The 13,312-nt window shown below is 50.9% G+C and carries 11 protein-coding genes; 3 read left to right on the forward strand and 8 right to left on the reverse strand.

Going from position 1 to position 13,312, the window contains the following annotated elements:
- Window positions 1-296: 296 nt before the first annotated feature.
- The 6 genes from L4D79_RS22790 to xerD all read right to left on the reverse strand — a co-directional run bounded on the left by L4D79_RS22790 (window position 297) and on the right by xerD (window position 7,707).
- The gene (locus L4D79_RS22790) at window positions 297-707 is read right to left on the reverse strand and encodes a hypothetical protein (RefSeq protein WP_428654714.1); all 411 of its coding nucleotides are present in this window, start codon (window positions 705-707) and stop codon (window positions 297-299) included.
- 165 nt (window positions 708-872) lie between these two features.
- On the reverse strand, window positions 873-2,381 hold the full coding sequence (gene lysS, locus L4D79_RS22795) for a lysine--tRNA ligase (RefSeq protein WP_428654716.1): 1,509 nt from the start codon (window positions 2,379-2,381) through the stop codon (window positions 873-875).
- A gap of 33 nt (window positions 2,382-2,414) precedes the next feature.
- Window positions 2,415-3,513, reverse strand: a protein-coding gene (prfB, locus tag L4D79_RS22800; protein WP_428654719.1) for a peptide chain release factor 2 whose coding sequence is annotated in 2 segments (ribosomal slippage) — window positions 2,415-3,437 and window positions 3,439-3,513 — 1,098 coding nt in all. Because the reading frame shifts where the segments join, the coding sequence is not laid out codon by codon here.
- A gap of 204 nt (window positions 3,514-3,717) precedes the next feature.
- Window positions 3,718-5,442, reverse strand: coding sequence for a single-stranded-DNA-specific exonuclease RecJ (recJ, locus tag L4D79_RS22805; protein WP_428654721.1), 1,725 nt, complete (start codon window positions 5,440-5,442; stop codon window positions 3,718-3,720).
- A 160-nt stretch (window positions 5,443-5,602) separates the two neighbouring features.
- Entirely contained in the window at window positions 5,603-6,325 is a 723-nt protein-coding gene (dsbC, locus tag L4D79_RS22810) for a bifunctional protein-disulfide isomerase/oxidoreductase DsbC (RefSeq protein ID WP_428654724.1), read from the reverse strand.
- 485 nt (window positions 6,326-6,810) lie between these two features.
- Window positions 6,811-7,707, reverse strand: a complete 897-nt coding sequence (xerD, locus tag L4D79_RS22815) for a site-specific tyrosine recombinase XerD (RefSeq protein ID WP_428654726.1) — start codon at window positions 7,705-7,707, stop codon at window positions 6,811-6,813.
- Between the two features lie 201 nt (window positions 7,708-7,908).
- On the opposite strand from xerD, the gene fldB reads away from it, so the two are divergent.
- Window positions 7,909-8,427, forward strand: a complete 519-nt coding sequence (gene fldB, locus L4D79_RS22820; RefSeq protein WP_428654728.1) for a flavodoxin FldB — start codon at window positions 7,909-7,911, stop codon at window positions 8,425-8,427.
- Window positions 8,428-8,544: 117 nt separating this feature from the next.
- Here fldB and brnQ read toward each other — a convergent pair whose 3' ends face one another.
- The gene (gene brnQ / locus L4D79_RS22825) at window positions 8,545-9,864 is read right to left on the reverse strand and encodes a branched-chain amino acid transport system II carrier protein (protein WP_428654731.1); all 1,320 of its coding nucleotides are present in this window, start codon (window positions 9,862-9,864) and stop codon (window positions 8,545-8,547) included.
- A gap of 363 nt (window positions 9,865-10,227) precedes the next feature.
- Between brnQ and L4D79_RS22830 the strand changes: the two genes are divergently transcribed.
- Together L4D79_RS22830 and srmB are read left to right on the forward strand one after the other, a co-directional pair.
- Entirely contained in the window at window positions 10,228-10,944 is a 717-nt protein-coding gene (locus tag L4D79_RS22830; protein ID WP_428654733.1) for a tRNA1(Val) (adenine(37)-N6)-methyltransferase, read from the forward strand.
- A 172-nt stretch (window positions 10,945-11,116) separates the two neighbouring features.
- On the forward strand, window positions 11,117-12,343 hold the full coding sequence (gene srmB, locus L4D79_RS22835; RefSeq protein ID WP_428654845.1) for an ATP-dependent RNA helicase SrmB: 1,227 nt from the start codon (window positions 11,117-11,119) through the stop codon (window positions 12,341-12,343).
- A gap of 99 nt (window positions 12,344-12,442) precedes the next feature.
- Here srmB and yaaA read toward each other — a convergent pair whose 3' ends face one another.
- A complete protein-coding gene (yaaA, locus tag L4D79_RS22840; protein ID WP_428654735.1) occupies window positions 12,443-13,216 on the reverse strand; it encodes a peroxide stress protein YaaA in 774 nt (257 codons plus the stop codon).
- Window positions 13,217-13,312: the final 96 nt, after the last annotated feature.

Below are 13,312 nucleotides of genomic sequence, written 5' to 3' on the forward strand. Positions count from 1 at the left end.
TTATTAATCACTAACATTGAAGCAAGAGAACAAAATAAAACACCAAAAGCTATGCAAAACGGTAACTTATTCACACCATCAATAGCATAAAGTTTGGCGAGATATGGCTCTGTATACAAAATTATCAATTACGGAAAACGTGTCCTTCATCACACCCAAAAATTCACTATATGAATATTTTGTGACCATATTTCATTATTGGAAACCATAAAAAATGGCTTTCCTGAGCCTGTTCAGAAAAGCCATTTGAAGAATGCTGCTGATGAATGACTGGATCAATCCGAGTAAATGACGGCTTAAGAAGAAAGAGACTGACACGTCTCGTTAGTCACAATATTCGTCAAAAAACCGCCTCCGCCAGAAAACCAATAACGGACTCCCAGCCCTTGCTGAATTTCGTGACCTAGCTTCTCGCAGGCCGAGGGAAACTCTTTCTGCTCGAACTCCTGTTGCCCCAAATTCCACGACCACCTTGGGTTGGGCAAGCGAAATATCACCGTCAATAATGACGTATCATTATCGAAATAGAAGGTTTGCACGCCCCCACGAAAAGGCGTGCTCGGCAGGGTATTGAATTGCTCCAGCTCCTGCTTATAGACTTCAGGGAGGTTACCCTGATACTCACTCGGTGGGGGTACCAATTGCAAAGAGGTACAGCCCACCAATAGAGAACCTGCAACAGCCAACGTCGCCACTCGATATTTCATTATAATCCCTTATATTTGTTGATTTTTTCAATGTGGATTATAAATCAAAGAGTATGGCCATTCCGTCATACGAAGCACAAAAATGCAACCAATCGATCGCAATGGATATCCCACCAATAAAAAAGCCACCCGGAGGTGGCTTTCATCATTCACTATCAGCGTGGATTAGTCGTTGTTCTGCGGGCGCATTGCCGGGAACAGCAGGACATCACGGATCGTGTGAGTATTGGTGAACAGCATTGCCAGACGGTCGATACCGATACCCTGGCCCGCTGTTGGCGGAAGGCCGTGCTCCAACGCAGTGATATAGTCAGCATCGTAGAACATCGCTTCGTCATCGCCGGCATCTTTTGCTTCTACCTGCGCCTTGAAACGTGCGTCTTGATCTTCTGCATCGTTAAGCTCAGAGAAGCCGTTTGCCACTTCACGGCCACCGATGAAGAATTCAAAGCGGTCTGTGAAGAACGGGTTGTCATCGCTACGGCGTGCCAATGGCGAGATGTCCGCTGGGTAGCCAGTGATGAAGGTTGGCTGGATCAGTTTTGGCTCAGCCGTTTCACCGAAGATTTCCTCAAGCAGCTGACCACATGTCCAGAAATCTTCCACTTCAACGTGAACAGACTTGGCAATAGAGACCATTAGCTCGCGGTTCTGCAGATCTTCTTCTGTCAGTGCCTGGATTTGCTCATGGTTCGGGTTGTAGTGCTTGATCGCTTCGAACATGCTCATACGCGTGTATGTACCGCCGAACTCAACCGTCTCATCACCGTAAGGCATAGCCGTTGAACCCAGTACATCCATCGCAACCGTACTTAGCATCTCTTCAGTCAGATCCATCAGATCTTTGTAGTCAGCATAAGCTTGGTAGAATTCCATCATGGTGAATTCTGGGTTGTGACGTGGCGATAGGCCTTCGTTACGGAAGTTACGGTTGATTTCGAACACACGATCAAAACCGCCCACAACCAAACGCTTTAGGTACAGCTCTGGTGCCACACGCAGGTACATGTCGATGTCCAGCGCATTGTGGCGGGTGATAAACGGGCGTGCCGTCGCACCACCAGGGATCACGTGCATCATAGGCGTTTCAACTTCAAGGTAGCCTTTCGACATCATGAAGTTACGGATAGCAGCAACCAGCTTAGAGCGGATGATGAACGCATTACGCGAGTCGTCGTTAACGATAAGGTCAACGTAACGCTGGCGGTAACGCATTTCCTGATCAGTCAGGCCATGGAATTTCTCTGGTAGAGGACGCAGTGCTTTAGTCAGCAGCTCGTACTCGTCCATGTTCACGTAAAGATCACCTTTACCTGACTTGTGCAGGGCACCTTTAACACCGATGATGTCACCGATATCCAGGCCAGAGTATTTTTCTTTCAGCTCTTTCTGAACGTTCTTGTCGGCATAAGCCTGAACACGGCCAGAAACGTCTTGAATCGCTAGGAAAGGACCACGCTTAGCCATTACACGGCCAGCAATCGCGACGACGTTACCCGCTTCAGCAAGCTCTTCTTTGCTTAGTTCGCCGTATTTAGCCTGCAGATCTGCCGCTAGGCTATCGCGACGGAAATCATTTGGGTGGCCGTTTGCCTTGCAGTTTTCGCGGATCTTATCCAATTTCGCGCGACGTTCAGCAATCAGCTTATTCTCATCTTGTAATTGATCAGTCATGGGTTAACCCTTAAATGTTTTAACCGGAGTCGGTTACAGACCTGATTTCAGGCTGGCTTCAATAAAACGGTCTAAATCGCCGTCAAGTACGGCCTGGGTGTTACGATTTTCCACCCCGGTACGTAAATCTTTAATACGGGAGTCATCCAGCACATAAGAGCGGATCTGGCTACCCCAGCCAATGTCAGACTTCGAATCTTCATTGGCTTGCTTCTCAGCATTCTGCTTCTGCATCTCAAGCTCGAACAGTTTCGCTTTCAACTGTTTCATCGCCTGATCTTTGTTCTTGTGCTGAGAGCGGTCATTCTGACACTGCACCACGGTGTTGGTCGGCACGTGAGTAATACGTACAGCCGACTCGGTGGTGTTTACGTGCTGACCACCCGCGCCCGAAGCACGGTAAACATCGATTCGCAGATCAGAAGGGTTGATCTCGATATCAATGTTGTCATCCACTTCCGGGTAAATAAATGCCGAAGAGAAAGATGTATGACGGCGGCCGCCGGAGTCGAATGGTGACTTACGCACCAAGCGGTGAACACCGGTTTCAGTACGTAGCCAACCGTAAGCATACTCACCGCTAATACGGACAGTGGCCGACTTAAGGCCAGCTACATCACCTTCAGATACTTCGATAACTTCGGTTTTGAAGCCCTTGGCATCTGCCCAGCGCAGGTACATACGCAGCATCATAGACGTCCAGTCCTGTGCCTCGGTACCACCCGAACCTGCCTGTAGATCGATATAGCAATCTGAGCCATCGTGATCGCCAGAGAACATACGACGGAACTCAAGCTTGGCCAGTTTGCTTTCTAGCTCAGCGAGTTCTGGTTCAATCTCGTCAAATGTCTCTTGGTCTTCTTCTTCAATCGCCAGCTCAAGCAAACCGTCGACGTCTTCCACGCCTTGGTCCAGCTGATCGATCGTATCAACAATCGCTTCTAATGATGAACGTTCTTTGCCCAGCGCCTGTGCGCGTTCGGGTTCGTTCCATACATCAGGCTGCTCTAACTCTGCATTGACCTCTTCTAGACGCTCTTTCTTGGCATCATAGTCAAAGGTACCCCCTAAGGACATCAGTACGTGCTGATACATCCTCAAGTCGGTTTTTAATAGGATTAATCTCGAACATTGCCACTCTTCATAGCCGAAATGGACATAACCGAAGGATTCTATCGAATTGTAGATAGAATATACAGTGGAAAGGGAAGGGAATCGGCGAATTTATTTTTTTAACCCGATCACAAAAACACCGTCTGTCACAGAGAGGCCACATTTCGCCTTGCCTCTCTGCAACCGGGAATACGACAGGTTGTTTTTTGCCTGCCAGCGGAACCTAAAGCGCGGCGATATGCTCGACCAATAACTGGGCGCTGCGGTTACCGCGAAACTCGTTAACATCCAGCCTGTATGCCAATTCGACCTGTTGGACCGAGGCATCCGGCCAGCGGCGAACATCAACATTGAAGGCGATAGCATCAATCACGCTGCCACCGGCTAATGGCTCGAGCATCATCTTGAGGTGCTTGCTGCCCACCAGCTTCTGGTGCAGCAGGCGGAAGCGGCCATCAAACATCGGCTCGGGGAACTGCTGGCCCCACGGTCCGCCTGCCCGCAATACTTCCGCTGTCTGCAAATTAAGCTCCTTCGGCATCAGTTCACCATCGCTGAGCAATACGCCGCGCAATGCATCTTCATCGAGCTCGGCACGTACCGCGTTGTCAAAGGCTTGGTTAAAGGCGTCCAATTGCGCCTCAGGAATGGTCAGCCCTGCCGCCATGGCATGGCCGCCGAACTTGAGGATCATCCCTGGATTTTGGGTATCGATAAGATCCAATACATCGCGCATATGCAAACCGGGGATCGAACGGCACGACCCCTTGATTTCACCGTTACCGGCATCAGCAAAGGCAATCACCGGGCGGTGATACTGCTCCTTGATACGCGAGGCAAGGATCCCTATCACGCCCTGGTGCCAGTCACGCTGGAACAACGACAAACCGTATGGCATGTCCTGTTTGTTAAACTTTAGGCGCTCGCAAATCGCCACCGCCTCTTCTTTCATCCCGTGCTCAATTTCTTTGCGGGTCTGATTCAGGGCATCCAACTCGGTGGCCATCCTGCGTGCAGCCTGAATATTGTCACACAGCAATAACTCGACCCCGAATGACATATCATCCAAGCGTCCCGCCGCATTGATCCTCGGCCCCAGGGCAAAACCCAGATCGGTCGCCACCAAGCGAGCCGGATCGCGATTGGCGACTTCAATCAGGGCCCGGATTCCCGGTCGACATTTGCCTGCCCGAATACGCTGCAAACCCTGATGAACCAAAATACGATTATTGCCATCCAGTGCCACCACATCGGCCACTGTACCCAGCGCTACCAGGTCCAGCAATTCGGCCAAGTTAGGCTCAGGCAGCCCCTGCTCGGCAAACCAGTTTTCCTCACGCAGCGACGCACGCACGGCCAGCATCAGGTAAAAAGCAACGCCCACCCCACACAGGGCCTTAGAGGGAAAGTCGCACTCGTGCAAATTGGGATTCACGATGGCATCCGCTTCCGGCAAAACATCTCCCGGCAAGTGGTGGTCAGTCACCAGCACTTGGATACCTCGCTCTTTCGCCGCTGCGACACCCGATATCGAAGAGACTCCGTTATCTACCGTCATGATCATCTCGGCGCCACGTGCGGCAGCCTGCTCAACCACTTCCGGGCTCAAGCCGTAGCCATCGTCAAAGCGGTTGGGGACAAGGTAGTCAACATTACGACTGCCTAGCATCCGCAATGCCAGTACTGACAATGCCGAGCTGGTAGCACCATCGGCATCAAAATCACCGACCACGATAATTCGGCGCTGCTCAGCCAACGCCTGCTTGAGCAATGCCACTGCTGGGGCGATACCGTGCAGCTGGTTATAGCCCAGTAGCCCGCGTACCCCGCGCTCCAACTCGGCTTCACTGGAAATACCTCGGGCAGCATAGATCCGCTGCAAGATTGGCGGGGTTGAGTCGGTAAACTGGCTGGTGTCGGCTTCTGGGCGGCGTTTAATTTCAATCATCGGGTCAGTCTATAGGCAGGGGATAAGTTAAGGTTACTTGGGCATAGGTGCCTCAAGCCATTATAGGCGCTGAACATGAGTGGGCAACAGAAATTCGACGTATAAAAAAGCCCCGGGGTTGGCCGGGGCTTTGTACCCAAGTCACTGGGTGTATGTCTTTTTAACCGCGGTTATCCAACATCTGGCGCAGCATTTGTGCCGGCTGGTAACCCGGTAGCATAGTGCCATCTTCCAATATCATCGCCGGCGTACCGGAAACACCCATTGCGACACCAAGCTGGTAATGTTTATTGACCAAGTCGCTCTGCGGCTCAACACCGGCAGGATTGAAGGTACCCTCTTTGGCCTGATCCATCGCCTTCGCCGGATCTTTTGCTCCCCAGATAGCACTCATCTCACCGAAGTTACGCGAACGCTCGCCACCACGAGGGAAGGCCAAATAACGAATAGTGATACCGGCATCATTGTAGGCCTGCATTTCGCTATGCAGCTTGCGGCAGTAACCACAGCTGGTATCGGTAAAGACCGTCACCACATATTTTTCATCTTTGGCCGGATAGACGATCATTTCGTCCTCCATCCCCTGTAGCTTGGCCTTGTTTAACTTAGCCATCTTCTGCTCAGTCAGGTTAACCGGCTCGGCATCGGTGGCTTGGTACAGGCTACCAAGAATGAAGTGGCCACCATCATCGGAAACATAAAAAATGCCACGCTCAGTCACGACTTCATTGAGCCCAGGAAGCGGTGAAGCACTGATAGAAACCGGCGCCAGCCCCAGCTTGCTCAACTTGCTTGTAATTGCCGCCTCATCTGGCTTGGCTGATGCCGTAAAGGCAGTCATTGCCACTGCGGTTGCAAGTAACGTACGACCCAAAAAGTGCATGCGACTCTTTCCTTTCAAAAAATAAATTCGTGCCGGACTATGGCGAGCACCGCCAGCACCCATCACTACAGGTGACCTATATACCCAGGTGACCTCCAGTTGCAGGATTCAGAGCTTCATCAATGTGTGCAGTTCAAGAAAAATAACCGCATGTAATAGTCATCTATTTCAAGGTTATTTGACACAGAAGTGAACACATTGATGAGCTCCCGAAGGGCGAGTTTACTTGGCTGCTATGCGGTGTTAGCGATTTTTGATTTAGAACCACTAGATCTGTAAATCGCTGCCTTGCCTAACAACCAAGTAACTATCGCTGAACCAGCACCTTGAGATTACCTGGGTATATGACCCCGATAGTGCAAAAAAATTTCACATTCCGCAAAATATCTCACGCTTTTTTAGTATATACCTAACAGATTTAGTATATACCCAAGTATTAGCCAGATGCGGGCTAACCTTCACGGTCAGCAAGGCTAAGAAGCCATTCAAGCTCGCGGGTGGTGTGCACCATGCAGCTGCTTGAGTCGCTCGGTCGCGACATGGGTATAGATCTGGGTGGTCGATAGATCGCTATGACCAAGTAGCATCTGCACCACCCGTAAATCTGCCCCGTAATTGAGCAAATGGGTAGCAAAAGCATGGCGCATCACATGGGGCGACAATGTCTCGGCATCAATACCCGCCTTCACGGCATAGTGTTTGATCCGGTGCCAGAATGTCTGGCGGGTCATCTGCTTGGCCCGCTTGCTCGGGAATACCACATCCGAACTTTTCTCCCCCAGCAATTGGAGACGGCCGCTTTGCAGAAACTGTTCAATCCAGTCGATAGCATCCTCACCCATCGGCACAAGACGCTCTTTGTTACCTTTACCGATAACCCGTACTACCCCTTGGCGCAAGCTAACATTTTCCATGGTCAGGCTGACCAATTCAGTCACACGTAAGCCGGTGGCGTAAAGCAGTTCAAGCATCGCCTTGTCACGTAGCTCTATCGGATCGTTGGGATCGGGTGCCGACAACAGGGCATCGACCTGCTCTTCGGTAATATCTTTGGGCAGGCGCTTGGGCAGCTTGGGGCTCACCAGCAGAGCACTGGGATCATCATCACGCATCTTTTCCCGGTTCAAATACTGGAACAACCGGCGGATCGCCGACACCATACGGGCCCGGGAAGTCTGTTTATAATCAGCATCGAACAACCACTGCTGATAACGCTGCAGCTCATCGGTTGACACCCGCTCCAGCGTCACCCCTTGCTCGTCGAGCCAGTTTTCCAATTTTTTCAGATCATTGCGGTATGACAGCAGGGTGTTTTCAGACAAGCCCCGTTCCATCCACATCGCATCGAGAAACCGCTCGATGATCACTTCATCGTTTTCCACTACAACCTCGGTGTTCGGTTATTGCCCACAAGAACACATGGATAAATACACAGTACTCAATGGTAGACGATTTCCGGCCAAATGTAACGATCCGGCCGAGTTGTCGCAGCTATTTCTGACTCAATCACTCAGAAATAGTCAAGACCGTCCAAGCTAGGTAGAATCCCCTATCATTTATTCGTTATACATTGGACAAGTAGCATGAAGATTGGCTTATTCTACGGCTCAACCACCTGCTATACCGAAATGGCCTCGGAGAAGATCCGCGAATGCATCGGTGCTGAACTGGTTGATTTACATAACATCAAAGAAGCAGATATCAGCGAGATGAACCAGTACGACATGCTGATCCTTGGGATATCTACGTGGGATTTCGGAGAGCTGCAAGAAGACTGGGAAGCCGTGTGGGAGCAACTTGACGGGCTCAGCCTTAATGGTAAAACCGTGGCCCTTTTCGGCCTTGGCGATCAGGAAGGCTATACCGAATGGTTCCTCGATGCGATGGGAATGCTGCACGAGAAACTACTGCCGACCGGCGCTCAGTTTGTCGGCTACTGGCCAAACGAGGGATACGATTTCGAAGCCTCGAAAGCACTCACCGACGATGGTACGCTGTTTGTCGGCTTGGCTCTGGATGAAGATAGCCAGTACGAGATGAGCGATGATCGTATCACAACATGGTGTGAACAAATCCTAACTGAGTACAGCGAAACGCTATAGCTCTTTATTGAGCGCAGCCCTCCCCCACAGAGGGTCGTTGGAAAGACAAAAAGGGATGCCGAGGCATCCCTTTTTTGTCTTTGCTCTTTTATTCAGAGCGATACTATCTATACAGCCTTAAGCCGTTTGGCTTTCTTGCTGGTCTTGCTTAACTGCCTGCTGTGCACCAACAAAACAAGTCACAACCAGCGCTGCAAAGGTCGGCATCAACCACGCCATACCGTAATCAAACAATGGCAGTACGCGGAATGCAGAAACATTAAAACCGGCCACCTTAGCGGCATCAATCATGCTGAACGACAACGCTACCAGCATCACGACGCGGTAAGACAGTGCTGGGTTTGGCAACCAACGGCGGATGAACGTCAGGATAACCAGAGCCATTGCAATTGGGTACAGAGCAAACAACGCCGGTAGTGACAGAACGATAAGCTGGTTCAGACCGACATTGGCGACCACGCAGCAAGTTACAGACAGCAGCACAGCCCACTTTTCGTAAGACCAGCGAGTCAGCGACGAAAAGTACTCAGAGCACGCACTGATCAGGCCGACGACAGTCGTCAAACACGCCAGCAATACAATCAACGACAACATCATCTGGCCGGCAGGACCAAATAGCGCTGCAACGTAGATCGCCAGAATATCACCGCCATTCGACGCATTGGCGGCAATGTTGACACTGGTTGCCCCCAAATAGAACAGCGAGACATAAACAAACGCCAGACCCGCGGCGGCAATCAAACCAGCCATGATCAGATATTTGCGAGTGGCCTTCTCATCGGTCACGCCTTTGCTGCGTACGGCATCGACAATCACCATACCGAACAACAGGGCCGCAACCGCATCTAGGGTGTTATAACCTTCGACAAAGCCTTTGAGGAACGGCATGTCTACATAGTCACCCTTTGCCGCTTCAATCGCATCCTGCGGGTTAACAACAACGCTAACAGCCAATACCACCAAGGCCACAAACAAAATAGGCGTCAGGAACTTACCGACCAAATCAACCAGGTTGCCACGAGAGCGCGACAGGAACATCGCTATGCCAAAAAAGACAATAGAGAAAACAGTAAGGCTAAGCTGTCCTGCATCGGCAATGAACGGTTTCACGCCCATTTCATAAGCAACCAAACCAGCACGCGGGGCGGCAAACGCTGGGCCGATCACGATAAAGATCAATACTGCCAGTAATGTCGCCACTTTCGACGGCAAGTCCTGGGTCATCCCTTTCCAACCACCGGCAACGGCAACGGCAATAATGGCAACAAGCGGTAAAGTAACGCCGGTTGATAGGAATCCGAACATTGCCGGAACGAGGTGATCACCGGCCTGCTGGCCAGCCTGTGGCGGGAATATGATATTGCCTGCGCCTAAGAAGAAAGCGAAGGTCATAAAACCCAACGCCATGATATCGGTAAAACTGAGTGACTTTTTCAAACTGCACCTTCCACTCTTGATGTTATGTCTGCTGTTTTTGTAAATATTGTTATTTTTTTAGCCACAAAAAAGGATTACCTGAATGTGACCTTGCTCGCAGCATAATGACGAAAAAGCACTCAATAAGCAATAACGCAGTTAAAAACACCACATTCTTTGGGTTGAACACTCAAAAACCAGCATATACGACCAAAACAAAAACCAAGATCGAAATTAAAAACCAATAAAATCCACTTATGAAAAACATACAAAACAGAATCAATAACCATGCAACAACTAATCAACAGAAGCTTATCATTCTTAAATTGATCCCGAGCAGGCTATAATGGCAGGGTCAAAAACATAACAAGGTCTAGCAACACCATGACAAAAGGGTTCACCTTCAAGCAATTCCACGTTAACGACCACGGCTGTGGTATGCCCGTCAGTACCGATGGTGTACTGCTAGGTGCTTGGGCAGCCCTCCCTCGAACTGGGCCGATCCTCGATATCGGTACCGGCAGTGGTTTGCTTGCACTAATGGCCGCACAGCGCACAACAGGTCAAGACAACCCCATTACCGCAATAGAAATTGACAGCGGTGCAGCAGTAGCGGCTCAGCGCAACTTCACCGATTCTCCGTGGGCTGAACGTATCTCAATGGCACATCAAACCGTCCAGGCTTGGGCCTGCCAGCAACCGTCCGGATCCGTTGATGCAATTGTCTGCAACCCTCCCTATTTTAACCACGGTGAGCAAGCGGATTGCCAAGCAAGAGCAGCGGCACGTCATACTGATACCTTGCCTCATCACGAATTGCTGGCAGCAATTCGCCAGCTTCTGAGTCCAGCAGGAAGTGCCAGCCTTATCTTGCCGGTTTACGAAGGCGAGCAATTGATCAAAGCGGCACGCGCCCACCAGCTCTATTGTCAGCGACTCTGCACCGTGAAAACCACCGAGCGCAAAGATCCAAGCCGGCTGCTAATTGCCTTGGGGCTAAGTCCGTCACCGTGCCAAACAGAGCAACTGGTGATCCACCAAGATGGCCAGTACAGCGAAGGGTTTATTGCCCTGACTAGGGCGTTTTACTTGAAAATGTAAAGTGAATACCGCATTCGGTTTGGCAAATTGCGGAAGTTTTTATACTTTTATCGGTGATCGTTGCGGCAATAATCTCTATAATGCCGCCCCTTATGTATTTTGCACGTAACCGGCGATCTGTAGGCCCCCCATATAAATAGAGGGGATTCCCTGAGTTCCCAAGGAGAAATGACTGGTGAGAGAGTTTTCCGAATTAGAATTAGATAGCGAGCTGCTGCAGGCCATTGAAGAGCTCGGCTACGATCGCCCTACCGTGATCCAAGCTGAAGCGATCCCGCATGCGCTGGATGGCCGAGATGTACTGGCGTCCGCTCCTACCGGTACCGGAAAAACCGCAGCATTTCTTCTGCCGATGATCCAGCACCTGCAGGACTTCCCACGTAAAAAGCCGGGGCCTGCTCGCGTACTGGTACTGACACCGACCCGAGAGCTGGCTATCCAGGTCGCCGATCAAGCCCGTGCGCTTGCCAAACACACCCAGCTGAAAATTTTCACCATTACCGGCGGTATCTCCTACGATGAGCATGCCGAGCTATTGGGCAAAACGCAGGATATCGTGGTGGCGACACCGGGCCGCCTGATGGAATACATCGAAAGCGAGCGCTTTGACTGCCGTGCAATTGAATGCCTGATCCTCGACGAAGCAGACCGCATGCTGGACATGGGCTTTGGTAAAATCGTCCAACGCCTTCACAACGAATGTCGCTGGCGCCGCCAGAGCTTGTTGTTCTCCGCAACCTTGGAAGGCAAGGGTGTCCGTGATTTCTCAAGCACTATCCTCAACGAGCCGGTTGAGGTCAATGCCGAACCGCCACGTCGTGAGCGCAAGAAAATCCATCAGTACTACCACCGCTGTGACGACATGCCCCACAAGCTGGCACTGCTGGAGACGATTCTCAAAAGCGAAGCCGAGCGCACCATCATCTTCGTCAAGACCCGAGAGCGTCTTGCCACACTGCGTGACCAGCTAGCTGCCATGCAGATCCCTTGCTGCTGGCTCCAAGGCGAGATGGCTCAGGCCTCGCGCAACAACACGATCCGCCGCTTCCGCGACGGCGAAGTGAATATCATGCTAGCTACCGACGTTGCTGCCCGTGGTATCGATCTGCCGGATATCAGCCACGTGATCAACTTCGATATGCCACGTACCGCCGATGTCTACCTACACCGTATCGGCCGTACCGCCCGTGCGGGTAAAAAAGGCACCGCCGTTTCTCTGATAGAAGCACACGATCAGAATATGATCGATCGTGTTGGCCGCTATATGAAAGAAGAAGTGGCCGAGCGTTTCGTCGAAGGCATGCGCCCGAAACACAAAAAAGCCCTGACGGTGAAAAAGAAGAAGAAAAAAGATCCGAAAAAGAAAGCGGCAGTGAAAAAGAAAAAAGCCAAGAAGTAAGGCTTTTGCTGTAACCAAAAACAACGACTGCGGGCTGGTATGAACCAGCCCGTTTTTTATCTATTCATCAGCATGAGCATGGTATTTCAACAATAACCATTACTGCTCTTCGCGCTTAAATACCAGTTCGGTCGCCGTCGACTCAGCTGGCACAAAGTAGTAACCCGCGGCATCGAACTGCTTCAGCTTTTCCACCGAATCCACTTGGTTGTCAATGATGTAGCGCGCCATCATGCCACGTGCTTTTTTGGCGTAGAAACTAATAACCTTGTAAGTACCGTTTTTGCAGTCCTTGAACACCGGCGTGATGATCTTACCCGCGACCTGCTTAACCTTGACCGCCTTGAAGTATTCGTTTGATGCCAAGTTGATCAGGGTATCATCGCCTTGCTCAGCCAGTGCCTGGTTGACCTTGTCGGTAATAATGTTGCCCCAGAATTGGTACAAGTTGGCACCGCGCGGATTCGCCAGCTTGGTGCCCATCTCAAGCCGGTACGGCTGCATCAAGTCAAGTGGACGCAACAGGCCGTAAAGGCCAGATAGCATTCTCAGGTGCTGTTGAGCATACGCAAATTGCGCATCATCCATGGTCTCGGCAGCCAGACCGGTATAAACATCCCCCTTGAAGGCCAAAATCGCCTGGCGGGCGTTATCGGTGGTAAATTCTGGCTGCCACTCAGCGAAGCGGGCTGCATTCAAACCAGCAATTTTATCACTGACTTTCATCAGGCTGGCAATCTGGACTGGGGTCAGCTCGCGACACACTTCAATCAGCTCGGCCGAATGATCGGTCAGCTCAGGTTGGGTGAACGTCTCTGTTGCCAATGGAGAGTCATAATCAAGTGTTTTTGCCGGTGAAACCACAATTAACATGGGATGCTTCCTTTTGATCTTATATGGCTAAGATGTTAACAGTCTGACAAAAAAAAACCACGCGTTGTACGCATGGTCTTTTCTATTGTTGCTATC

Source organism: Photobacterium satsumensis (assembly GCF_050336935.1).
GTDB lineage: Bacteria > Pseudomonadota > Gammaproteobacteria > Enterobacterales > Vibrionaceae > Photobacterium > Photobacterium satsumensis.

Coding starts and splice junctions, on each gene's coding strand:
- L4D79_RS22830 (WP_428654733.1), top strand. CDS start 10,228: ATGACAAAAGGGTTCACCTTCAAGCAATTCCACGTTAACGACCACGGC.
- yaaA (WP_428654735.1), bottom strand. CDS start 13,216: ATGTTAATTGTGGTTTCACCGGCAAAAACACTTGATTATGACTCTCCA.
- recJ (WP_428654721.1), bottom strand. CDS start 5,442: ATGATTGAAATTAAACGCCGCCCAGAAGCCGACACCAGCCAGTTTACC.
- L4D79_RS22790 (WP_428654714.1), bottom strand. CDS start 707: ATGAAATATCGAGTGGCGACGTTGGCTGTTGCAGGTTCTCTATTGGTG.
- lysS (WP_428654716.1), bottom strand. CDS start 2,381: ATGACTGATCAATTACAAGATGAGAATAAGCTGATTGCTGAACGTCGC.
- dsbC (WP_428654724.1), bottom strand. CDS start 6,325: ATGCACTTTTTGGGTCGTACGTTACTTGCAACCGCAGTGGCAATGACT.
- fldB (WP_428654728.1), top strand. CDS start 7,909: ATGAAGATTGGCTTATTCTACGGCTCAACCACCTGCTATACCGAAATG.